Source organism: Ramlibacter tataouinensis, assembly GCF_001580455.1.
GTDB classification, from domain to species: domain Bacteria; phylum Pseudomonadota; class Gammaproteobacteria; order Burkholderiales; family Burkholderiaceae_C; genus Ramlibacter; species Ramlibacter tataouinensis_B.
On the sequence record NZ_CP010951.1, the window covers coordinates 62050 to 83288 of the forward strand.

A 21239-nucleotide genomic window follows, 5' to 3' on the forward strand; every position below is an offset into this window, starting at 1 on the left:
AATGCGCGAAAAACAAAAAGCCGCCCTAGGGCGGCTTCGGATTGATCCCGCGGAGCGGGTCCGGTTCGCTCAGTGCGGCTCTGGTCAGTTGCGGCTCTGGTCGACCAGCTTGTTCTTCTTGATCCAGGGCATCATGGCGCGCAGCTGCTCGCCCACCACCTCGATCGAGTGCTCGGCGGTCAGGCGGCGGCGCGACTGCAGCGTCGGCGCCCCGGCGCGGTTCTCGATGATGAAGCTCTTGGCGTACTCGCCCGTCTGGATGTCCTTGAGCGCCTGGCGCATCGCCTTCTTGGTCTCTTCGGTGACGATCCTCGGGCCCGTGACGTACTCGCCGTACTCCGCGTTGTTGGAGATCGAGTAGTTCATGTTGGCGATGCCGCCCTCGTAGATCAGGTCCACGATCAGCTTGAGCTCGTGCAGGCACTCGAAGTACGCCATCTCCGGCGCGTAGCCCGCCTCCACCAGCGTCTCGTAGCCGGCCTTGATCAGCTCCACCGTGCCCCCGCACAGCACCGCCTGCTCGCCGAACAGGTCGGTCTCGGTCTCTTCGCGGAAGTTCGTCTCGATGATGCCGGCCTTGCCCCCGCCGTTGGCCATCGCGTAGGACAGAGCCAGGTCGCGCGCCTTGCCGCTCTTGTCCTGGTGCACCGCCACCAGGTGCGGCACGCCTCCGCCCTGGGTGTAGGTGTTGCGCACCGTGTGGCCCGGCGCCTTGGGCGCCACCATCCACACGTCCAGGTCGGCGCGCGGCACGACCTGGCCGTAGTGCACGTTGAAGCCGTGCGCGAACGCCAGCGAGGCGCCCTGTTTGATGTTGGGCTCCACGTCGTTCTGGTAGACCGAGGCGATCTGCTCGTCGGGCAGCAGGATCATCACCACGTCGGCCGACTTCACCGCCTCGGCCACCTCGGCCACCTTCAGCCCGGCCTTCTCCACCTTCGGCCAGGAGGCGCCGCCGCGGCGCAGCCCCACCACCACCTTGACGCCGCTGTCGTTGAGGTTCTGCGCGTGCGCATGGCCCTGCGAGCCGTAGCCGATGATCGCCACCGTCTTGCCCTTGATCAGGCTCAGGTCACAGTCCTTGTCGTAATAAACCTTCATGGTTCTTCTCCGGTTAATGTTGAATGGGGGGCTCAGACGCGCAGGATCCGCTCACCGCGACCGATGCCGCTGGAGCCGGTGCGCACGGTCTCGAGAATGGCGGTGCGGTCGATCGCCTCGAGGAAGGCGTCGTTCTTCGACTGGTCGCCGGTGAGCTCGATGGTGTAGCTCTTTTCCGTGACGTCGATGATGCGGCCGCGGAAGATGTCGGCCATGCGCTTCATCTCCTCGCGTTCCTTGCCGACGGCGCGCACCTTCACCATCATGAGCTCGCGCTCGGTGTAGGCACCCTCGGTCAGGTCGACCACCTTCACCACTTCGATCAGGCGGTTGAGGTGCTTGGTGATCTGCTCGATGACGTCGTCCGAACCCGTGGTCTGGATGGTCATCCGCGACAGCGACGGGTCCTCCGTCGGCGCCACGGTGAGCGATTCGATGTTGTAGCCGCGGGCCGAGAACAGGCCCACGACTCGGGAAAGCGCGCCCGGTTCATTCTCGAGCAGCACCGCGATGATGTGTTTCATTTTTTCGATTCCTCTTTTCGGTGCCCTCCCCCGCAGCCGGTAAGCGGCGGGCTTGGCAAGCCAATAGATTCGTCAGTGAAGGACGCGGGTCCGCAGGACCCGCGTTTACGGTTGTTATAGGTCTTCCGACCCCAGCAGCATCTCGGTGATGCCCTTTCCCGCCTTGACCATCGGGAACACGTTCTCGGTGGGGTCAGTGCGGAAATCCATGAAGACCGTGCGGTCCTTGAGCTTGCGCGCTTCGCGCAGCGCCGGCTCCACGTCGCGCGGATGCTCGATCAGCATGCCGACGTGCCCATAGGCCTCGGCCAGCTTCACGAAGTTCGGCAGCGCATCCATGTAGCTGTGGCTGTAGCGGCCTTCGTAGTCCAGCTCCTGCCACTGCCGCACCATGCCCAGGTAACGGTTGTTCAGCGAGATGACCTTGATCGGCGTGTTGTACTGCAGGCAGGTGGAAAGCTCCTGGATGCACATCTGCACCGAGCCTTCGCCGGTGATGCAGAACACTTCGCTGTCGGGCTTGGCCAGCTTGATGCCCATGGCATAGGGAATGCCCACGCCCATCGTGCCCAGGCCGCCGGAGTTGATCCAGCGCCGCGGCTCGTTGAACTTGTAGAACTGCGCCGCCCACATCTGGTGCTGGCCGACGTCGGACGTGATGTAGGTGTCCGAGTCCTTGGTCATGTTCCACAGCGTCTCGATCACGTGCTGCGGCTTGATCACCTCGGTGTTCTTGCGGTCGTACTTCAGGCAGTCGCGCTTGCGCCAGCCGTCGATGCTCTCCCACCAGGCGGCCAGCGCCGCGGCGTCGGGCTTCTGCCCCGACTCCTTGATCATGGCGATCAGTTCGGTGAGCACCTCCTTCACGTCGCCCACGATCGGGATATCGACCTTCACCCGCTTGGAGATGCTGGAAGGGTCGATGTCGATGTGGACGATCTTGCGCTCGTTCTGCGCGAAGTGCTTGGGGTTGCCGATCACCCGGTCGTCGAAGCGCGCGCCCACGGCCAGCAGCACGTCGCAGTTCTGCATGGCGTTGTTGGCTTCGATGGTGCCGTGCATGCCCAGCATGCCGAGGAACTTGGGGTCCGAGGCCGGATAGGCGCCCAGGCCCATGAGCGTGTTGGTACAGGGGTAGCCCAGCATGTCCACCAGCTGGCGCAGCTCCTGCGTGGCGTTGCCCAGGATCACGCCGCCGCCGGTGTAGATGTACGGGCGCTTGGCTGCCATCAGGAGTTGCAGCGCCTTGCGGATCTGACCGCCGTGGCCCTTGCGCGCCGGGTTGTACGAGCGCATCTCGACCTTGTCGGGATAGCCGGTGTAGGCCGTCTTGTTGAAGGAGACATCCTTCGGGATGTCGACCACCACCGGGCCGGGCCGGCCGCTGCGGGCGATGTGGAAGGCCTTCTTCATCACCTCGGCCATCTGGCGCACGTCCTTGACCAGGAAGTTGTGCTTGACGATGGGGCGCGTGATGCCGACGGTGTCGCACTCCTGAAAGGCATCCAGGCCAATGGCCGGCACCGGCACCTGGCCGGTAACGATCACCATGGGGATGCTGTCCATGTAGGCGGTGGCAATGCCGGTCACGGCGTTGGTGACGCCGGGCCCCGAGGTGACCAGCGCGACGCCGACATCGCCGGTGGCGCGCGCATAGCCGTCGGCGGCGTGGACGGCCGCCTGCTCGTGGCGCACCAGCACGTGCTGGATCGTGTCCTGCTTGTAGAACGCGTCGTAGATGTGCAGCACCGCGCCGCCGGGATAGCCCCAGACGTACTTGACGCCTTCGGCCTGCAGCGCCTTGACGAGGATTTCCGCGCCGCGCAGTTCCTGGGGTTGGGATGCGTTCTGGCCGTTCGATGCGGCTGCCGCGGAGCTCAACTCCGCCTTCGAGATTTCCATGATCAACCTTTGCGATTTTCTCTGACGAAAAACCTTGGGTGCCCCTCACGCGCTCTTGTGAAGCCGTTGCGGGACTTAGAACGTCGGACCATGGGCGGGCCGATTGCGCCGCCGGATCAGGGTTCGTTTGCCTTTGACTTGCCGGCGCATTATCGCACTGCAGCACAACCATCGCCAAGGTGGTGCAGTTCACGATGCGATAATTTCCAGTGGCCGCGCTTGACGCGGACCGATACAGAAGGTCAGAAGCCTCAAGAAAACACAGGGCCCGACAGGTCCGGAACTCCTTGGCAACCGAACAAGAACTGTCCGATTTCCTCAAGAGCGTCGAGAAGCGGGCGTTCAAGCGCTCCCTCTACCACGTGCGCGACGAGGAAGCGGCGCTGGACATCGTGCAGGACAGCATGATGAAGCTGGCCGAGCACTACGGCGACAAGCCGCCGCAGGAACTTCCGATGCTGTTCCAGCGAATACTGTCCAACTGCACCCTGGACTGGTTCCGGCGCCAAAAGACGCGCAATGCCCTGTTTTCGAACATGAGCGACTTCGAGTCCGCCGGCGACGACGGCGAATTCGACCTCCTGGAAACTTTTGCGTTCGAGGAAGGCTCTCATCAGGCGGAAAGCGCCGAGGACACGACACGGCGGGCACAGATCCTGCGGGAGATCGAAACCGAGATCCAGGAACTGCCGGCCCGTCAACGAGAAGCCTTCCTGATGCGTTACTGGGAAGACATGGACGTGGCCGAAACGGCGGCGGCCATGGGCTGTTCGGAAGGCAGTGTCAAGACGCACTGTTCCCGCGCGGTCCAGGCCCTCAGCAAAGCACTGAAGGCAAAGGGAATACAACTATGAACGCCACCCAGCTCGAACCCCAGGACCGAATCGCCCGGCAGATCACTGCCCGACTGGCGGCCGGCACTGCCGAGCTGCCCTACGAGATCAGCGAGCGCCTGCGCGCCGCCCGCCAGCAGGCGCTGGGCCGCCGCAAGCGCGTCTCGGCCCTGCGCACGGCCGCCGCAGTGTCCGCCTCCGGCGGCGCTGCCGTCCTGACGCTGGGCGATGAACCCCAGTCGTGGTGGAGCCGCCTGGCTTCGGTCCTGCCCATCATCGCGCTGGCCGCCGGCCTGATCGTGGTTCATAGCCTCGAAAACGATCGCCGGGCCAGCGAAGTGGCCGAGGTGGATACCGCGCTGCTGACCGACGACCTCCCGCCCGACGCCTACGCCGACCCCGGTTTCATCCAGTTCCTCAAGCAGTCCGGCCAGGAATGAGCCGGGGCGAGCGTTCATGAAGCCGGCACTTGCAGCAGCCAGGTTGGCCGCGCCCCACATGGCGGCCGCGGTGGCCGTGGCGGCGGTGCTGCTGGCACCTGTCGTGATCGCCCAATCGCAGCCGGAAGTCACCGCCATCCCGGCCATCGTGGCCCCGGCGTCGGCGCCCGCCGACCCGGCCTCCGCCGCTCCCCAGCCTGTCCCCCACCCAGCCCCGTCTGCCGCCACGGCGTCATCCGCGGCCGCGCACCCGGCGATCGTCGCTCAGGCGGCCGCACGCGCCTCCGCGCCGCGCGCAGTGGCCTCGGGCGCCAAGGCCAACGGCAAGGCTGTCGTGACCGGCCCCCTCTGGCGCGAGCTCAATCCCGGCCAGCACCAGGCGCTGGCGCCACTGGCGGGCACCTGGAACACCCTGAACGAGGCGCAGAAGCGCAAATGGCTGGCGCTGTCGGCCAGCTACCCCAAGCTGGCCGCCACCGAGCAGCAGAAGCTGCACAGCCGGATGGTGGAGTGGGTGGCGCTCAGTCCCCAGCAGCGCGCCCAGGCGCGCCTGAACTTCGGCGAGACCCAAAAGATCGCACCGGACGAGAAGAAGGCCAAGTGGGAGGCCTACCAGGCCCTGTCGCCGGAGGAAAAGCGCAAGCTGGCGGCCGGTGCCACCAAGCCGCCCAGCACCGCGGCCGCCGTCAAGCCCGTGGCGCCCGAGAAGCTGGCGACCGTGCCCAAGCCGCACGCCCGCCCGGACACCAAGACCCCCCGCATCGCGGCCTCGCCGGAGCTGGTGGATGTCCACACGCTGCTTCCGCAGCCTTCGCAACCGCAGCAAGCTCCGCCGCCGCCACAGGCTCCGCCGCCTGCGCAACAACAGCCGCCCGCAAACGTCGGCGGGCCGAACTAGAGGGCCAGGCCTGGGTGACCCCGAGCCTGCCGCGGCGCCTGGCCTGCATGCTCTACGAGAGCATGCTTCTTTTCGGCATCGCCTTCGGCGCCGGCCTGGTCTTCAGCATTGCCGGCCAGATGAAGGCCAGCATGGGTCCGCTGCGGCCCTACCTGCTTGCGCTGGTGGTGATCGTGTTCGGCATGTACTTCAGCTGGTGCTGGAGCAAGGGCCAGACGCTGGCGATGCGCACCTGGAAGATCCGCGTGGTGGACCGGTCGGGGCGGCCGCCGCGCCCCCCTCGTGCCTTGCTGCGCTACGTCTGCAGCTGGATCTGGGTGCTGCCGCCGCTCGCCTTCGTCGCGCCGCTGAAGCTGTCGCCCGCGGGCATCACCGCGGCCCTGCTGGGCTGGATGGCTTTCTGGGCGCTTCTGAGCTACGCCCACCCGCAGCGCCAGTTCTGGCATGACGCCGTCGCCGGTACCCGGCTGGTCAGCGCCGAGGGCTGACCACAACACGTGGGCGACAATGCACACCATGTCCGCTCCTGAAGCCGTCTCTCCCGCCGAACGACAGAAACTGCGCACCGGACTCGACCGGATGTGGCATGCAGCCGTCTTCTCGCTGTCAGGGCTGCGCGCCGGCTGGGACGAAACCGCGTTCCGGCAGGAAGCCATTGCCGCCCTGGTGCTGCTGCCGGCTTCCTTCTGGCTGGGCCGCAGCTGGGTGGAGGTGGCGCTGCTGGCCGGCTCGGTGCTGCTGGTGCTGATGGTGGAGCTGCTGAACACCGCCGTGGAGACCGCCATCGACCGCATCGGCCCCGAATGGCATGCGCTTTCCAAGCGCGCCAAGGACATGGGCAGCGCGGCCGTCCTGCTGGCGCTGTTGCTGTGCGGCGGCATCTGGGCCGCGGCGCTCTATCAGAGGTTCATGGCATGACCCCCGCCTTCTCGCTGTGCGTGTACTGCGGCTCGCGCACCGGCCGCGTGCAGGAATTCAAGGATCTCGCGGTGGAACTTGGCCGCTGGATCGGCGAGCGCGGCGGCCAGCTCGTCTATGGCGGCGGCAATGCGGGGCTGATGGGGCTGGTGGCCGACGCCACGCTCGCGGCCGGCGGCACCGTCATCGGCGTGATTCCGCAGGCGCTGGTCGAGCGCGAACACGCCAAGCGCGATTGCACGCAGCTGTTCGTGGTGGACAACATGCACGAGCGCAAGCGACTGATGGCCGAGCACTCGGAAGCCTTCCTGGCCCTGCCGGGCGGAATCGGCACGCTGGAAGAGTTCTTCGAGGTCTGGACCTGGCGCCAGTTGGGCTACCACGACAAGCCCATCGGCCTGCTCAATGCCAATGGCTACTACGACCCGCTGCTGGCCTTCCTCCACGCGGGCATCCAGGCCGAGTTCATGAGCGACTGGCTGATGGACCTGATCCGCGTGGGCGACCGCGTGGACACCCTGGTGCCTCAGCTCCTGCAGGCCGGCAAGCTGTCGGCCGGCGTCACCGACCTGTCGGAGATCTAGCCGCCCCGAGACCCAGGCGGCCCGGCGACCCGGGCCCCGAGGCTCAGACCGCCGACTCGTCGACCTCGCCGGTGCGGATGCGCACCACGCGCTCCACCGTGGTCACGAAGATCTTGCCGTCGCCGATCTTGCCGGTGCGGGCGGCCTTGACGATGGCATCGACGCAGCGGTCCACGTCGTCGTCCTTGACCACGACCTCCACCTTGACCTTGGGCAGGAAGTCCACCACGTACTCGGCGCCGCGGTACAGCTCGGTGTGCCCTTTCTGGCGCCCGAAGCCCTTGACTTCCGTCACCGTCAGCCCGGTGACGCCGCATTCGGCCAGGCCTTCGCGCACCTCCTCGAGCTTGAAGGGTTTGACGATGGCGGTGATTTGTTTCATAGCTCTCCTCGGGTCGATCTAAACGGTGAATTTTCCGGTGATGGGGTAGCGCCAATCCTTGCCGAAGCTGCGGTGGGTGACGCGGATGCCCACCGGCGCCTGCCGGCGCTTGTACTCGTTGATGCGGATCAGGCGGGCTACGCGCTCCACCAGGGCGCGGTCGAAGCCTGCCGCGATGATCTCCTCGATCCCCTGGTCGTTCTCCATGTAGCGCTCCAGGATGGCGTCCAGCACCTCGTAGGGCGGCAGGCTGTCCTGGTCGACCTGTCCCGGCCGCAACTCGGCGCTGGGCGGACGCGTGATGATGCGCTCGGGGATCGGGCTGATGCCGGTGCCGTAGGGGTCGTGCACATTGCGCCAGCGCGCCAGCCGGAACACCGTGGTCTTGAGCACGTCCTTGATGACCGCGAATCCGCCGGCCATGTCGCCGTAGAGCGTGCAGTAGCCGGTGGCCATCTCGCTCTTGTTGCCGGTGGTCAGCACGATGCTGCCGAACTTGTTCGACAGGGCCATCAGGATCACGCCACGGATGCGGGCCTGGATGTTTTCCTCGGTGGTGTCCTCCGGCAGGCCCTTGAACTGGCCGGCCAGCGAGGCCTTGAAGGACTCGAACTCGGGCGCGATGGAGATCTCGTCGTAGCGCACGCCCAGCCGCGCGGCCATGTCGCGCGCGTCGATCCAGGAGATATCGGCGGTGTAAGGCGAAGGCATCATCACCGCGCGCACCTTGTCGCGACCCAGGGCATCGACCGCGATGGCCAGCACCAGCGCTGAGTCGATGCCGCCGGACAACCCCAGCAGCACGCCGGGAAAGCCGTTCTTGCCGATGTAGTCGCGCACGCCCAGCACCAGCGCATCCCACAGCTCCGCCTCGGGACTGCGCTCGTGCGCCACCGGCGCCATCAGCGCCAGGCGGCCGCGCCCGCGTTCGGCCTGCACCATGAACAGGTCTTCTTGGAAGCTGGGCGCACGGCCGGCCAGCGCACCGTCGGCGCCGACCGCGAACGAAGCGCCGTCGAACACCACCTCGTCCTGTCCGCCGACCAGGTGCGCATACAGCACCGGCAGGTCCAGGGCGCGGGCGCGCTCGGCCATGCGCGCCAGGCGCTCGCCGCTCTTGCCCATGTGGAAGGGCGAGGCGTTGATGACGGCCAGCAGTTCCGCCCCCGCTTCCCGGGCCAGCAGCGCCGGTTCCTCGAACCAGGCGTCCTCGCAGATCAACAGGCCGATGCTGACGCCCTCGACCTGGAACACGCAGGTGCCCTGGCCCGGCGTGAAGTAGCGGCGTTCGTCGAACACCTGGTAGTTCGGCAGCTCGCGCTTGGCGTAGGTCTCGATCACCCGGCCCTCGCTCAGCACGCTGGCCGCGTTGAAGCGCCGCGGCACGGCCACCGACTTGCTGCGGATGTCGCCTCCGGTGGGGTGTCCCACCACCACGTGCAGCCCCGGTAACCCGGCCAACTCGCGGGCCACCGTTTTCACGGCATCATCGCAGGCGGCGATGAAGGCCGGGCGCAGCAACAGGTCCTCGGCCGGATAGCCGCAGATCGACAGTTCCGGCGTGAGCATCAGGCGTGCGCCCTGCGCGTAGGCCGCCTTGGCCGCGGCGATGATCTTCTGCGCGTTGCCCGCCGTATCGCCGACGACGAAATTGAGCTGGGCAATGCAGAGTTTGAGCGTCATGGCAAGAGTAAGAGACAAGCCAATTGATTATGTCATCCGGGTTCTCGCCACGCCGCGCGAAGCGGACGCGGCCCAATGGAACGCGCTATTGGCTGATCAAACGTCGCCGAGCCCGTTCATGCGTCATGAGTACCTGTCTGCGATGCACGACAGCAGGAGCGCGGTGCCGGGCACCGGCTGGACGCCGCGCTTCCTCACCCTGTGGCATGGGAACGAACTGCACGGCGCGTGCGCCCTCTACCTGAAGGACCATTCCTACGGCGAGTATGTGTTCGACTGGGCCTGGGCCGACGCCTACCACCAGCACCGGCTGCCCTACTACCCGAAGGCCCTGGTGGCCAGTCCCTTCACGCCGGTGCCGGGCACGCGCTTTCTCGCCCGCGACGACGCGGCGCGGCACGCGCTGGTCGGCGGCCTGCTCGCATGGTGCAAGGAACAGGAGCTGTCGTCGCTGCACGTCCTGTTCGCCGCGGACGAAGACGTGGCGGCCTGCGCAGCCGCCGGGCTGATGCTGCGCCACAACGTGCAGTTCCACTGGACGAACCGGGTCACGCACGGCGCTGACGCATCCGCGCCGCCTGTCGAGGGCACGGCCGCCCGCTGGCGCGACTTCGACGGCTTCCTCGCCAGCCTCTCGCAGGACAAGCGCAAGAAGATCCGCCAGGAGCGGCGCAAGGTGCAGGAGGCCGGTGTGCGCTTCCGCTGGTCGCGCGGCGCGGGCGTCGCACCGCAGGACTGGGACTTCTTCTATCGCTGCTACGAGCGCACCTACTACGAGCACGGCAACGCGCCCTACCTCACGCGCGACTTCTTCCGTCGCATGGCGCGGGGCATGCCCGAATGCTGGCTGCTGTTCATCGCCGAGCGCGCCGGCCAGCCGATCGCGTCGAGCCTGATTGCGCTGGGCGAAAGCGGCCACGAGAAGGTCGCCTACGGGCGCTACTGGGGTGCGCTGGAGCGCGTCGATTGCCTGCACTTCGAGGCCTGCTACTACCAGCCGCTGGCCTGGTGCATCGCGCACGGCTTCGACCGTTTCGAAGGCGGCGCGCAGGGCGAGCACAAGATGGCGCGGGCGCTGCTGCCGGTGCGGACGACCAGCGCGCACTGGCTGGCCCATCCGGACTTCGCCGACGCGGTGGAGCAGTTCCTCAAGCGCGAGGGCCGCGGCATCGACCAGTACATGGAGCACCTGGAGCGGCGCTCGCCGTTTCGCGGCGGCCATTGATCCTCCGCCCTTGGACCTTGTTACCGGTACTGGCGCCGGACTTCCTCGCGCACCATGGCACGAAGCGGCTCGAATCCGTTCTCCTGCAGCATCCGGCCGTTGACGTAGAAGGTGGGCGTGCGCTCGATCTGTAGTGCCGTGGCATCGGCCTTGTCGAGTTCGAGCATGCGGCCGATTTCCGGGGCCGCCATGTCGACCTGCAGTTTGGCAAGGTCCAGCCCCCCATCCAGGACCTTGAGCACGAGTTCCGGTACGGCTGTGTGCCTTCGGGTCCATTCATCCTGAGTGGCGAACAACCTGTCCAGCGTCTCCCAATAGCGGCCCTGGCGCCGCGCCGCCTCCATGGCCCTGACGACGAAGTCCGCCCCCCGATGAAAGGCCAGATGGCGAATCCAGAGCCTGACCCGGCCGGGGTGCTCCGCAAGTATCTGCTTGACCACTGGATGAAATGCCCTGCACCCCTCGCACGCCGGATCGAGGAACTCGACCAGATTCACTCGGGCATCGCTCGCCCCGGTGTTCGGCGCGTGAAAGCGCATGAGGTGAAGCGATGAAGCCGGTGTCTGCGCGAGCGCGCCTGTCGCCTGCAAGCTTGCAAGAGCGCAGGTCCCCAGAAGCAGTTGCCGCCGGATGCTGTTCATGGATAGCCGTGATTGGAAACGATGTCGAAAACGATGCCCGCGGCGCACGCCAAGCCTGCGCGCGGCGCAGGAGTTGGGGTGAGCCGTGGAGCGCGCGAGCGCTCCCAAAAGCTTAGCCGCCGTGCTGCTTCTTGTAGTTGGCGATGCCGTCGAGCACTTCCTTGCGCGCGGACTCGGGGCCTTCCCAGCCGATGATCTTCACCCACTTGCCGGGCTCGAGGTCCTTGTAGTGCTCGAAGAAGTGCGAGATGGTCTTGAGCCGCAGGGGGTTCAGGTCCTCGGGCTTCTGCCAGTGCGTGTAGATCGACAGGATCTTGTCGGTCGGCACGGCCAGCACCTTGCCGTCCTCGCCGGCCTCGTCCTGCATCTTCAGGATGCCGATCGGACGGCAGGGCACGACCACGCCGGGGATCAGCGGCACCGGCGTGATCACCAGCACATCCACGGGGTCGCCGTCGCCGCTGATGGTCTTGGGCACGTAGCCGTAGTTGGTCGGGTAGTGCATCGACGTGCTCATGAAGCGGTCGACGAAGATGGCGCCGGTTTCCTTGTCCACCTCGTACTTGACGGGGTCGGCGTTCATCGGGATCTCGATGATCACGTTGAACGCGTCGGGGACATTCTTTCCGGGGGAGACTTGATCGAGGGACATGGATAGCTCGGTGAAAAAACGAAACAGCAAAGCTCGGTATTAACCCTGATTTTACTTTCGCGGGCCTTGCTTTCCTGCGGCTGAGCAGAAGACGCCTCGTCATTCGCCTGTATATTGCCTTGGTTGGCCAATCTGGTATCCCCGTTGGGAGCCAAGAGGAAGCAACGCAGCGGTGGCGCCGCTTGCGTGGCGCCTCTTCGCAACGACGAACCAAGGAGATACGGAGATGACTGGCAATTCGGCGCTGATCTTGGCGCTCGTCTGCGGCCTTGTGGCCGTGGCATACGGTTTCTGGGCCCGCAGCTGGATCCTTTCGCGTGACGCGGGCAATGCCCGAATGCAGGAAATCGCGGCCGCCGTGCAGGCGGGTGCAGCCGCCTACCTCGCAAGGCAGTACAAGACCATCGCCATCGTCGGCGTGGTGCTCGCCATCCTGATCGGCGTGTTCCTCGACGGGCAGACGGCGGTCGGCTTCGTCATCGGCGCCGTCCTTTCAGGCGCTTGCGGCTTCATCGGCATGAACGTTTCGGTGCGCGCCAACGTCCGCACCGCGCAGGCCGCCACCCATGGCATCGGCCCGGCGCTGGACGTCGCCTTCCGCGGCGGCGCCATCACCGGCATGCTGGTGGTGGGGCTGGGCCTGCTGGGCGTGACGGCCTTCACCTGGTTCCTGATGGGCAACGGGCAGCTGACGCCGGCCGCCAAGCTCTCGAACATGCTCACGCCGCTGATCGGCCTGGCCTTCGGCGCCTCGCTGATTTCCATCTTCGCCCGCCTGGGCGGCGGCATCTTCACCAAGGGCGCAGACGTGGGCGCGGACCTCGTGGGCAAGGTCGAAGCCGGCATCCCCGAGGACGATCCACGCAACCCGGCGGTGATCGCCGACAACGTGGGCGACAACGTCGGCGATTGCGCCGGCATGGCCGCCGACCTGTTCGAGACCTACGCGGTCACGCTGATCGCCACCATGGTGCTGGGCGCCCTGCTGGTGGCGGCTGCCCCGGTCAACGCCGTGCTGTATCCGCTGGCACTCGGCGCGGTGTCCATCGTCGCCTCCATCATCGGCTGCTTCTTCGTGAAGGCCTCGCCGGGCATGAAGAACGTGATGCCGGCGCTCTACAAGGGCCTGGCGATCGCGGGCATCCTCTCGCTCATCGCCTTCTACTTCGTGACCAACTGGCTGATCCCGGACAACGCGGTGAATGCCAGCGGCACGCAGTTGCGCCTGTTCGGCTGCTGCGTGATCGGCCTGGCGCTCACCGGCCTGCTGGTCTGGATCACCGAGTTCTACACCGGCACCCAGTACTCGCCGGTGCGCCACATCGCGCAGGCTTCCACCACCGGCCACGGCACCAACATCATCGCCGGCCTGGGCGTGTCCATGCGCTCCACGGCGTGGCCTGTGCTGTTCGTGTGTGCGGCGATCATGGCGGCCTTCGCTCTGGCTGGCCTGTACGGTATCGCGGTCGCCGCGACCTCCATGCTGAGCATGGCCGGCATCGTCGTGGCGCTGGACGCCTATGGCCCGATCACGGACAACGCCGGCGGCATCGCCGAGATGGCGGACATGCCTGCTTCCGTGCGCGACATCACCGACCCGCTGGACGCCGTGGGCAACACGACCAAGGCCGTGACCAAGGGCTACGCCATCGGCTCGGCCGGCCTGGCAGCGCTGGTGCTGTTCGCCGACTACACGCACAAGCTGGAGAGCTTCGGCCGCTCGATTTCCTTCGACCTGTCCGACCCGATGGTGATCGTGGGCCTGTTCATCGGCGGCCTGATCCCCTACCTGTTCGGTGCCATGGCGATGGAAGCCGTCGGCCGCGCCGCCGGCTCGGTGGTGGTCGAAGTGCGCCGCCAGTTCCGCGAGATCAAGGGCATCATGGAGGGCACGGCCAAGCCCGAATACGGCGTTGCGGTGGACATGCTGACCAAGGCGGCGATCAAGGAAATGATGATCCCCTCGCTGCTTCCCGTGGTCGTACCCATCCTGGTCGGCCTGTTGCTCGGCCCGAAGGCACTGGGCGGCCTGCTGATGGGCACCATCGTCACGGGCCTGTTCGTGGCCATCTCCATGTGCACCGGCGGCGGCGCCTGGGACAACGCCAAGAAGTACATCGAGGACGGCAACCACGGCGGCAAGGGCTCCGATGCACACAAGGCGGCCGTGACCGGCGACACCGTCGGCGACCCCTACAAGGACACCGCGGGCCCCGCCGTCAATCCGCTGATCAAGATCATCAACATCGTCGCGCTGCTGATCGTGCCGCTGGTGGTCAAGTTCCACTCGGCCGAGGCCGCACCGGCAGCGCACGTCGCCACGCCGGCGGCCGTCACCGCGCCTGCAACTGCAGCCGCACCCGCCGCCGCACCCGCCGCGTCGGCCGTGCTGCCGTCCGCATCCGCAGCAAAGTAAGCCTTCCTGGCCCGAAAAAAAACCGCCTCGTGACCGAGGCGGTTTTTTCTTGCCGGTGCGAAGCGGTGGTGGGTGACAGCCCCCCGCCCCCACAGGCGGCGTATTCAGGTGCGGGTGATGGCGTGAACCAGGTCGCTGGCCGGCTGCACCAGTTCGTCCAGGTACTTCACCTTGTCCTGCTCGATGTACTCGAGCACCAGCTCGTTGATGCCGCCGACGATGGCCGTGGCCATGCCCGACGACAGCACATGGGACTTCGGACCCTTGCTGCCGTTGACCATCGACAGGATGAAATCGGCGACCACGCTGTTCACGCGCCTGCGCGCAGCCAGGCCCTCGGGCCCCAGGTGCAGGATCTCGATGAAGAGTGTGCGCACCAGCACGGGGTTGGCCTGCATGCTGCCCAGGTAGGCCGCCAACGCCCGCTCGACTTGCGTCTGCCACTCGTGCGCGGGATCGATCGCGTCGCGCAGCACCTTCAGTGAGTTGTGGCTGGCCGCTTCGTAGAGGGCGACCAGGCATTCGGCCTTGGAGGAAAAGTGCTCGTAGAAGGTCCGGCGCGAAACGCTGGCCTCGCGCACGATGTCCGCGATGGTCGTGTCGCCATAGCCTTTCTGGGATACGGCGTGGGCCATCCCCTCGAGCACGCGGGATCTGTGTTGCTTGGGCTTGTCAGTTTCCACCATGCCCGAATTGTCGCGCATACTCAGCAGTTGAAAGTCCTAATCTGGTACTTGACTGTACCCTCACTCAGCCGCATCATTGTTAGCACTTTCAGCTTCCTGCACGCTATGACCGATCTCGTCGTCCGCCGCCTTCTCGTCGACATGGAAGCGCCCATTGAGCGCCACTGGTGCGATGGTGACCCGTTTCGCACGGCCCTGTTCGACGCCCTGTCCATGAGTTTTCCGGTGGGCGAGCAGTTCTTCATCGATTCGGTGCGAAATGGCCACAGGGCATTGCCTGCCGACAAGCAGGAGCCGCTGCGCGCCGGGGTGCAGGGCTTCATCGGCCAGGAAGCCACACACCGGCGCCTGCATGCGCTGTACAACGCCCAGCTCGACAAGCTCGGGCTGGTCAATGAGTGGGCACCCCGTGCGCAGCAGCGCCTGAAACTCCTGGAAGGCGCCGATCCGCGCCATCCCGTCGCGATCACCGCGGCCAACGAGCACTTCACCGCTATCCTGGCCGACTGGCTGCTCCACAACGCCGATGTGCTGGGCACGCGCGACCCGCGTCTTGTCACGCTGTGGCTGTGGCACAGCGCCGAGGAGTCGGAGCACAAGGCGATCGCATTCGATGTCTACCAGGCGCTCGGCGGCAACCATGAGTGGCGGATCACCTGGTTCCGCCGCATCACCACGGTCTTCCTCGGCGACCTGCTGCGGCAGACGGTCTGCAACCTGCGGCGCGACGGCAGCCTGTGGAAGTGGCGCACCTGGAAGAGCGCGGCGCAGCACCTCTTCGGCAAGCGCGGCTTCGTGCGCCAGACCTACCGGCCCTGGCGCGAATACCTGCGGCCCGATTTCCATCCCAATCAGCAGGACAGCTCGGCCTCCGCGCGCTGGCTGCAGGAACACTCGGACGCGTTCACGCCGGTAGGTTCTCCCGCCTAGGAAGAACCCCGAAGACCCCGTACCTTCGCTGGCGCGGCGGCTGGCGCAGAATCGCGCCATGCAGCTGCACTACATCGACAACGCGGCGCACCCCTCCTCGGGCGGGCGCACCATCCCGGTCATCGATCCTTCCGACGGCCAGCCGTTCGACGAGATCCAGCGCGGGTCCGCCGAGGACATCGCCCTGGCCGTCCAGGCCGCGCAGCGCTGCCTGGAGTCGACCTGGCGCAAGCTGAGCGCGGCCGAACGCGGCCGGCTGCTGATGCGGCTGTCGAACAAGGTGGCCGAGCATGCGGATGAACTCGCGGCGATCGAGCAGCGCGATTGCGGCAAGCCGACCAAGCAGGCGCGCGCCGATGCGCTCGCGCTGGCGCGCTACTTCGAGTTCTACGCCGGCGCCTGCGACAAGCTGCACGGCGAGACCCTCCCCTACCTCGACGGCTACAGCGTGCTGACCTGGCGCGAGCCGCACGGCGTCACCGGCCACATCATTCCCTGGAACTACCCGATGCAGATCTTCGGGCGCAGCGTCGGCGGCGCGCTAGCGGCGGGCAATGTCTGCGTCGTCAAGCCCTCGGAAGATGCCTGCCTCTCGCTGATCCGCGTCGCGCAGCTGGCAGCCGAAGCTGGATTTCCGCCGGGCGCCATCAACATCGTCACCGGCTACGGCCATGAAGTCGGCGACGCCCTGGCCCGCCACGAAGGCGTGGACCACATCAGCTTCACCGGCAGCCCGCGCGTGGGCACCCTGATCCAGCAGGTCGCCGCCGAGCGGCACTGCCCGGTCACGCTCGAGCTGGGCGGCAAGAGCCCGCAGCTGATCTTCGATGACGCCGACCTCGACGCCGCGCTGCCGTTCGTCATCAACGCCATCGTGCAGAACGCCGGCCAGACCTGCTCCGCCGGTTCACGCCTGCTGGTGCAGCGTTCGATCTACGAACCGCTGCTGGAGCGCCTGGGCAGGAGTTTCCAGGCCCTGCGCGTCGGACCGGCCGCGCTGGACCTGGACGTCGGGCCGCTGATCCGCCAGAGCCAGCAGGAGCGCGTGCGCGACTTCCTGGCCCAGGCCCGGGATGCCCGGATCGCGACGGTGGCCCAGGGGCAGATCGTGAACGAGGCGCCGGCCAGCGGCTACTACGCGGCGCCGACGCTGCTGCGCGACGTGCCGGTGGCGCACCGGCTCGCGCAGGAGGAAGTGTTCGGGCCTGTACTGGCCGCCATGAGCTTCGAAGACGAGGACGAGGCGGTGCAGCAGGCCAATGCCACCCGCTTCGGCCTGGTCGCCGGCCTCTGGACGCGCGACGGCGGCAGGCAGCTGCGCGTGGCCAAGCGCCTGAAGAGCGGCCAGGTGTTCATCAACAACTACGGCGCGGGTGGCGGCGTCGAACTGCCGTTCGGCGGCGTCAAGTCATCCGGCTATGGCCGCGAAAAGGGCTTCGAGGCCCTGTACGGATTCACCACGCTCAAGACCGTGGCGATCCGCCACGGCTGAAACAACAGGGAGTGCTCCTCATGCGTGTGAAAGGCAAATCCATCATCGTCACCGGCTCCGGCGGCGGCATCGGCGAGGGCATCGCGAAGCGGCTGGCGGCGGAAGGGGCGCAGGTGATCGTCAACGACATCAACCGCGAGCTTGGCGAGAAAGTCGTGGCGCAGATCCGCGCCGACGGCGGCCAGGCGTCCTTCCTCGCGGCCGATGTGACGCGCTCGGCCGATGTCAAGGCGCTGGTGGAGGCGGCAGTGCAGCGGCACGGCAAGCTCGACGTCATGGTCAACAACGCCGGCTGGACCCACCGCAACCGGCCGGCGCTTGAAGTCAGCGAAGCAGAGTTCGACCGGGTCTATGCGGTCAACGTCAAGAGCATCTACCTGGCCACCCTGCATGCCGTGCCGGCCTTCCGTGCCAACAAGGGCGGCTGCTTCATCAATATCGCCTCCACCGCCGGCGTGCGGCCGCGCCCGGGCCTGACCTGGTACAACGGCTCCAAGGGCGCGGTGATCACCACCAGCAAGTCGCTGGCGGCCGAGTTCGGGCCGGAGAACATCCGGGTCAACTGCATCAACCCCGTGTTCAACCCCGACACCGGGCTGTCGGCCGAGTTCGCCGGCGGGCCGGTCGACGAGGCGCGGCGCGCGAAATTCCTGGCGACCATCCCGCTTGGACGTTTTTCCACCTCGCTGGACGTGGCCAATGCCGCGCTCTACCTGGCCAGCGATGAGGCCGCGTTCATTTCCGGGGTCTGCATCGAGGTTGACGGCGCGCGCTGCGTTTGATCAAAAATAGTGCCGATTTTCCCTAGGACGGGAGACCCGCAGCGCGGGACAATAAACACATGGCTGAACGAGTGATCCCCCTGGTCGACCGTCGCACGGCGGCCCGCGCGGCGCATGTCCCCGAGCAGGACATCGCCGCCACCGGCCTTTTGGCGGACCGGCTCGGGCGGCCACTGCACGACCTGCGCATCAGCGTCACCGACCGCTGCAACTTCCGCTGCAGCTATTGCATGCCCAAGGAAGTCTTCGACAAGGACTATAGCTACCTGCCGCATTCCGCTCTTCTGACATTCGAGGAAATCACGCGCCTGGCCCGCCTGTTCGTGGCGCATGGGGTGCAGAAGCTCCGGCTCACCGGCGGCGAGCCGCTGCTGCGCAAGAACGTCGAAATCCTGGTCGAGCAACTGGCGGCCCTGCGCACGCCCGCGGGCGAGCCGCTCGATCTGACGCTCACCACCAACGGTTCGCTGCTGGCGCGCAAGGCCAAGGCCCTGAAGGCGGCCGGGCTCAAGCGCGTGACGGTCAGCCTCGACGGCCTGGACGATGCGGTGTTCCGGCGCATGAACGACGTCGATTTCCCGGTGCACGAAGTGCTGGCCGGAATCGACGCGGCACGCGAGGCAGGCCTGGGCCCGATCAAGGTCAACATGGTGGTCAAGCGCGGCACCAACGAACACGAAATCCTGCCCATGGCCCGGCATTTCCGCGGCTCGGACATCGTGCTGCGCTTCATCGAATACATGGACGTCGGCGCCACCAATGGCTGGCGCATGGAAGAGGTGATGCCCTCGGCCGAGGTGATCCGCCTGCTGCAGTCCGAGTTTCCACTGGTGCCGCTGTCACCCAGCGCGCCCGGCGAGACGGCCGAGCGCTGGGGTTACGCCGATGGTCGCGGGGAAATCGGCGTGATCAGCAGCGTCACCCAGGCCTTCTGCCGCGACTGCAACCGCGCCCGGCTGTCCACCGAGGGCCAGGTCTACCTGTGCCTGTTCGCCTCGCAGGGCCATGACCTTCGTGCGCTGCTGCGCGGCGGCGCCAGCGACGCGCAGATCGCCTCCGCGATCGCGCACATCTGGCATGGCCGCGAGGACCGCTATTCCGAGTTGCGCGCCAGCATGCCCCCCGAGGCGCAGTCGGGACGGCGGCGCGTCGAGATGAGCTACATCGGCGGATGATCGAAGCCTCCTCAGTGACCGGGGTGATCCTCGCGGGCGGGCGCGGCTCGCGCATGGGCGGCGTCGACAAGGGCCTGCAGAACTTCAACGGCATGCCGCTCGCGCTGGCGACCCTGCTGCGCCTGCAACCCCAGGTGGGCGAAGTGATGATCAATGCCAACCGCAACCTGGGCGCCTACGAGTCCTTCGGCGTGCCGGTCTGGCCGGACGTGCTGCCTGACTTCCCGGGGCCGCTGGCGGGCTTCCTCACCGCGCTCGAGCAGTGCCAGACGCCCTGGCTGGTGACCGTTCCCTGCGACACGCCCTTGTTTCCGCAAGACTTGGTCGAGCGGCTGGCGCAAGCCGCCGAGGCGCAGGGCGCCGACATCGCCATGGCCGCGGCGCGCGAGGAGGACGGCCAGTTGCGCACCCAGCCGGTGTTCTGCCTGCTGCGGGTGGACCTGCTCGAAAGCCTGGTGAAGTTCACCCAGGCCGGCGGGCGCAAGATCGACGCCTGGACCGCCCAGCATCCCACGGCCGTGGTGACCTTCGACGCCCCCGGCGACGACCCGCGGGCATTCTTCAACGCCAACACCCAGGCGGAGTTGCGCCGGCTGGCAAGCCCATGAAAACGATCGCCGAAATCGCGGCGGAGCTTGCAGGCTACGACCCGCAGGCCCTGAGCGCCGGGGCGGTGAATGAGTTCCTCGCGCGGCTGGTGCAGCCCGCGCAAGGGGAAGACACCGTGGGCATCTTCGCGGCGCAGGGCCGCGTGCTGGCCCGGGACATCGTCTCCCCCATCAGCGTTCCGCCGCACGACAACTCGGCGATGGACGGCTACGCCTTCGACGGCGCGCAGTTGCGCGGCCAGGCGCTGACGCTGGAGCTTGCCGGCACCGCGCTCGCCGGCAAGGCCTGGCAGGGCCAGGTCGGTCCCGGCCAGTGCGTCAAGATCATGACGGGCGCGATCATGCCGGCCGGCCTCGACACCGTGGTGCCGCAGGAGTTCACCAAGCCCGCAGGCGAAGGACGCATCACCTTCTCCACGGACGTCGTGCGGCCCGGCGACAACCGGCGCCTCATGGGCGAAGACCTGATGCAGGGCAAGGCTGCCCTGGCGGCCGGCACGCTCCTGGGTCCGGCGGCCTGCGGCCTTTTGGCGAGCCTGGGCATCGCGCAGGTGGCGGTGCGCCGGCGCCTGCGCGTGGCCTACTTCTCCACCGGCGACGAAATCCTGAGCCTGGGCGAGGCGCCGCGCGAAGGGGCCGTCTACGACAGCAACCGCTATACGGTGCACGGCCTGCTCACGCGCCTGGGCTGCGAGGTCATCGACATGGGCGTGGTCCGCGACGACCCGGCCCGGCTGGAGGCCGCGTTTCGCTCAGCCGCCGCCGAGGCCGACGCCATCATCACCAGCGGCGGCGTCAGCGTGGGAGAAGCCGACTTCACCAAGGCCATGATGGCCAAACTCGGTGATGTCGCGTTCTGGCGGATTGCGATGCGTCCGGGCCGTCCCATGGCGGTGGGGCGCATCGGCTCGTCGGTGCTGTTCGGGCTGCCTGGCAATCCGGTCGCCGTCATGGTGACCTTCCTGGCCTTCGTGCGTCCGGCCTTGCTGAAGATGATGGGCGCAACGGCCGAGCCCACGCCCATGCTGCGGGCGCGCAGCCTCGAAGCCATGCGCAAGAAGCCCGGCCGCACCGAATACCAGCGCGGGAGGGTCAGCCGTGCCGCGGACGGCACGCTCCAGGTTCGCACCACGGGCAACCAGGGATCGGGTGTGCTGAGTTCCATGGTGGAAGCCAACGGGCTGATCGTGCTGAGTCACGCGCAAGGCAACGTGGCAGCAGGCGAGGAAGTGGACGTGTTGATGTTTGATGGCGCGATCTGACGTCTGAGCGCGGCGACGGATTTTCGAAGTCGTCCTACAGCCCGTCCGGCGGTGGGGTGCGTTGATTAAGGTAGCCGGTGAAATCCGGCTTCAAGCTGTTCAACA

At 67.0% G+C, this 21239-nt stretch carries 22 protein-coding genes; 14 read left to right on the forward strand and 8 right to left on the reverse strand.

The window, feature by feature from the left end; translation table 11 throughout:
* Nucleotides 1-84 precede the first annotated feature (84 nt).
* The 3 genes from ilvC to UC35_RS00350 all read right to left on the reverse strand — a co-directional run bounded on the left by ilvC (nucleotide 85) and on the right by UC35_RS00350 (nucleotide 3527).
* Nucleotides 85-1101 (reverse strand): ketol-acid reductoisomerase, encoded by a 1017-nt coding sequence (ilvC, locus tag UC35_RS00340; protein ID WP_061494988.1) that lies wholly within the window; start codon nucleotides 1099-1101, stop codon nucleotides 85-87.
* 32 nt (nucleotides 1102-1133) lie between these two features.
* Nucleotides 1134-1625, reverse strand: coding sequence for an acetolactate synthase small subunit (gene ilvN / locus UC35_RS00345; protein ID WP_061494990.1), 492 nt, complete (start codon nucleotides 1623-1625; stop codon nucleotides 1134-1136).
* Between the two features lie 114 nt (nucleotides 1626-1739).
* Complete coding sequence (locus UC35_RS00350; protein WP_061503606.1) at nucleotides 1740-3527, reverse strand: acetolactate synthase 3 catalytic subunit; 1788 nt, start codon at nucleotides 3525-3527, stop codon at nucleotides 1740-1742.
* Nucleotides 3528-3814: 287 nt separating this feature from the next.
* On the opposite strand from UC35_RS00350, the gene UC35_RS00355 reads away from it, so the two are divergent.
* Genes UC35_RS00355 through UC35_RS00380 form a run of 6 tightly spaced genes read left to right on the forward strand, consistent with a single transcriptional unit; the run spans nucleotide 3815 to nucleotide 7200 of the window.
* Entirely contained in the window at nucleotides 3815-4381 is a 567-nt protein-coding gene (locus UC35_RS00355) for an RNA polymerase sigma factor (protein ID WP_061494992.1), read from the forward strand.
* Nucleotides 4378-4800 (forward strand): DUF3619 family protein, encoded by a 423-nt coding sequence (locus UC35_RS00360; RefSeq protein ID WP_061494994.1) that lies wholly within the window; start codon nucleotides 4378-4380, stop codon nucleotides 4798-4800. Before UC35_RS00355 ends, UC35_RS00360 begins: the two co-directional genes overlap by 4 nt.
* Before the next feature lie 16 nt (nucleotides 4801-4816).
* Nucleotides 4817-5698: a DUF3106 domain-containing protein gene (locus UC35_RS00365; RefSeq protein WP_227820417.1), complete on the forward strand. Its 882-nt coding sequence runs from the start codon at nucleotides 4817-4819 to the stop codon at nucleotides 5696-5698.
* Between the two features lie 14 nt (nucleotides 5699-5712).
* Nucleotides 5713-6186 (forward strand): RDD family protein, encoded by a 474-nt coding sequence (locus UC35_RS00370; protein ID WP_082792492.1) that lies wholly within the window; start codon nucleotides 5713-5715, stop codon nucleotides 6184-6186.
* A 28-nt stretch (nucleotides 6187-6214) separates the two neighbouring features.
* A complete protein-coding gene (locus UC35_RS00375; RefSeq protein WP_061494996.1) occupies nucleotides 6215-6616 on the forward strand; it encodes a diacylglycerol kinase in 402 nt (133 codons plus the stop codon).
* A complete protein-coding gene (locus tag UC35_RS00380; protein WP_061494997.1) occupies nucleotides 6613-7200 on the forward strand; it encodes a TIGR00730 family Rossman fold protein in 588 nt (195 codons plus the stop codon). The genes UC35_RS00375 and UC35_RS00380 overlap by 4 nt, the downstream gene beginning before the upstream one ends.
* Before the next feature lie 43 nt (nucleotides 7201-7243).
* Here the strand turns inward: UC35_RS00380 and UC35_RS00385 are convergent, their stop codons facing one another.
* Nucleotides 7244-7582: a P-II family nitrogen regulator gene (locus UC35_RS00385; RefSeq protein ID WP_061494999.1), complete on the reverse strand. Its 339-nt coding sequence runs from the start codon at nucleotides 7580-7582 to the stop codon at nucleotides 7244-7246.
* Nucleotides 7583-7600: 18 nt separating this feature from the next.
* Complete coding sequence (locus UC35_RS00390; RefSeq protein WP_061495001.1) at nucleotides 7601-9265, reverse strand: NAD+ synthase; 1665 nt, start codon at nucleotides 9263-9265, stop codon at nucleotides 7601-7603.
* Here UC35_RS00390 and UC35_RS00395 point away from each other — a divergent pair.
* Nucleotides 9264-10490, forward strand: coding sequence for a GNAT family N-acetyltransferase (locus UC35_RS00395; RefSeq protein WP_061495003.1), 1227 nt, complete (start codon nucleotides 9264-9266; stop codon nucleotides 10488-10490). The two genes, UC35_RS00390 and UC35_RS00395, sit on opposite strands and share 2 nt — an antisense overlap.
* Nucleotides 10491-10510: 20 nt before the next feature.
* Here UC35_RS00395 and UC35_RS00400 read toward each other — a convergent pair whose 3' ends face one another.
* Nucleotides 10511-11131 (reverse strand): thioredoxin domain-containing protein, encoded by a 621-nt coding sequence (locus tag UC35_RS00400; RefSeq protein ID WP_061495005.1) that lies wholly within the window; start codon nucleotides 11129-11131, stop codon nucleotides 10511-10513.
* Between the two features lie 112 nt (nucleotides 11132-11243).
* Nucleotides 11244-11783, reverse strand: a complete 540-nt coding sequence (gene ppa, locus UC35_RS00405) for an inorganic diphosphatase (protein WP_061503608.1) — start codon at nucleotides 11781-11783, stop codon at nucleotides 11244-11246.
* Nucleotides 11784-12009: 226 nt separating this feature from the next.
* On the opposite strand from ppa, the gene UC35_RS00410 reads away from it, so the two are divergent.
* The gene (locus UC35_RS00410; RefSeq protein WP_061495007.1) at nucleotides 12010-14199 is read left to right on the forward strand and encodes a sodium-translocating pyrophosphatase; all 2190 of its coding nucleotides are present in this window, start codon (nucleotides 12010-12012) and stop codon (nucleotides 14197-14199) included.
* 104 nt (nucleotides 14200-14303) lie between these two features.
* Here the strand turns inward: UC35_RS00410 and UC35_RS00415 are convergent, their stop codons facing one another.
* Entirely contained in the window at nucleotides 14304-14885 is a 582-nt protein-coding gene (locus tag UC35_RS00415) for a TetR/AcrR family transcriptional regulator (RefSeq protein WP_227820418.1), read from the reverse strand.
* A gap of 105 nt (nucleotides 14886-14990) precedes the next feature.
* Between UC35_RS00415 and UC35_RS00420 the strand changes: the two genes are divergently transcribed.
* The 6 genes from UC35_RS00420 to glp are packed head-to-tail and all read left to right on the forward strand — an operon-like array spanning nucleotide 14991 to nucleotide 21134.
* Complete coding sequence (locus UC35_RS00420; RefSeq protein ID WP_061495012.1) at nucleotides 14991-15815, forward strand: metal-dependent hydrolase; 825 nt, start codon at nucleotides 14991-14993, stop codon at nucleotides 15813-15815.
* Between the two features lie 58 nt (nucleotides 15816-15873).
* Nucleotides 15874-17307: an aldehyde dehydrogenase family protein gene (locus UC35_RS00425; protein ID WP_061495014.1), complete on the forward strand. Its 1434-nt coding sequence runs from the start codon at nucleotides 15874-15876 to the stop codon at nucleotides 17305-17307.
* 20 nt (nucleotides 17308-17327) lie between these two features.
* A complete protein-coding gene (locus UC35_RS00430; RefSeq protein ID WP_061495016.1) occupies nucleotides 17328-18089 on the forward strand; it encodes an SDR family oxidoreductase in 762 nt (253 codons plus the stop codon).
* Between the two features lie 59 nt (nucleotides 18090-18148).
* Nucleotides 18149-19264 (forward strand): GTP 3',8-cyclase MoaA, encoded by a 1116-nt coding sequence (gene moaA / locus UC35_RS00435; RefSeq protein ID WP_061495019.1) that lies wholly within the window; start codon nucleotides 18149-18151, stop codon nucleotides 19262-19264.
* A complete protein-coding gene (gene mobA, locus UC35_RS00440) occupies nucleotides 19261-19872 on the forward strand; it encodes a molybdenum cofactor guanylyltransferase MobA (RefSeq protein WP_061495021.1) in 612 nt (203 codons plus the stop codon). The genes moaA and mobA overlap by 4 nt, the downstream gene beginning before the upstream one ends.
* Nucleotides 19869-21134, forward strand: coding sequence for a gephyrin-like molybdotransferase Glp (glp, locus tag UC35_RS00445; protein ID WP_061495023.1), 1266 nt, complete (start codon nucleotides 19869-19871; stop codon nucleotides 21132-21134). The genes mobA and glp overlap by 4 nt, the downstream gene beginning before the upstream one ends.
* The last annotated feature ends 105 nt before the right edge of the window (nucleotides 21135-21239 follow it).

Excerpts from the sequence above, each read along its gene's own strand:
- UC35_RS00375 (WP_061494996.1), top strand. The coding sequence starts at position 6,215 with ATGTCCGCTCCTGAAGCCGTCTCTCCCGCCGAACGACAGAAACTGCGC.
- UC35_RS00380 (WP_061494997.1), top strand. The coding sequence starts at position 6,613 with ATGACCCCCGCCTTCTCGCTGTGCGTGTACTGCGGCTCGCGCACCGGC.
- ilvC (WP_061494988.1), bottom strand. The coding sequence starts at position 1,101 with ATGAAGGTTTATTACGACAAGGACTGTGACCTGAGCCTGATCAAGGGC.
- UC35_RS00395 (WP_061495003.1), top strand. The coding sequence starts at position 9,264 with ATGGCAAGAGTAAGAGACAAGCCAATTGATTATGTCATCCGGGTTCTC.
- UC35_RS00350 (WP_061503606.1), bottom strand. The coding sequence starts at position 3,527 with ATGGAAATCTCGAAGGCGGAGTTGAGCTCCGCGGCAGCCGCATCGAAC.
- UC35_RS00425 (WP_061495014.1), top strand. The coding sequence starts at position 15,874 with ATGCAGCTGCACTACATCGACAACGCGGCGCACCCCTCCTCGGGCGGG.
- UC35_RS00430 (WP_061495016.1), top strand. The coding sequence starts at position 17,328 with ATGCGTGTGAAAGGCAAATCCATCATCGTCACCGGCTCCGGCGGCGGC.
- UC35_RS00400 (WP_061495005.1), bottom strand. The coding sequence starts at position 11,131 with ATGAACAGCATCCGGCGGCAACTGCTTCTGGGGACCTGCGCTCTTGCA.
- UC35_RS00390 (WP_061495001.1), bottom strand. The coding sequence starts at position 9,265 with ATGACGCTCAAACTCTGCATTGCCCAGCTCAATTTCGTCGTCGGCGAT.
- UC35_RS00420 (WP_061495012.1), top strand. The coding sequence starts at position 14,991 with ATGACCGATCTCGTCGTCCGCCGCCTTCTCGTCGACATGGAAGCGCCC.
- mobA (WP_061495021.1), top strand. The coding sequence starts at position 19,261 with ATGATCGAAGCCTCCTCAGTGACCGGGGTGATCCTCGCGGGCGGGCGC.
- UC35_RS00410 (WP_061495007.1), top strand. The coding sequence starts at position 12,010 with ATGACTGGCAATTCGGCGCTGATCTTGGCGCTCGTCTGCGGCCTTGTG.
- UC35_RS00415 (WP_227820418.1), bottom strand. The coding sequence starts at position 14,885 with ATGGTGGAAACTGACAAGCCCAAGCAACACAGATCCCGCGTGCTCGAG.
- UC35_RS00360 (WP_061494994.1), top strand. The coding sequence starts at position 4,378 with ATGAACGCCACCCAGCTCGAACCCCAGGACCGAATCGCCCGGCAGATC.
- UC35_RS00365 (WP_227820417.1), top strand. The coding sequence starts at position 4,817 with ATGAAGCCGGCACTTGCAGCAGCCAGGTTGGCCGCGCCCCACATGGCG.
- UC35_RS00385 (WP_061494999.1), bottom strand. The coding sequence starts at position 7,582 with ATGAAACAAATCACCGCCATCGTCAAACCCTTCAAGCTCGAGGAGGTG.
- ilvN (WP_061494990.1), bottom strand. The coding sequence starts at position 1,625 with ATGAAACACATCATCGCGGTGCTGCTCGAGAATGAACCGGGCGCGCTT.
- glp (WP_061495023.1), top strand. The coding sequence starts at position 19,869 with ATGAAAACGATCGCCGAAATCGCGGCGGAGCTTGCAGGCTACGACCCG.
- moaA (WP_061495019.1), top strand. The coding sequence starts at position 18,149 with ATGGCTGAACGAGTGATCCCCCTGGTCGACCGTCGCACGGCGGCCCGC.
- ppa (WP_061503608.1), bottom strand. The coding sequence starts at position 11,783 with ATGTCCCTCGATCAAGTCTCCCCCGGAAAGAATGTCCCCGACGCGTTC.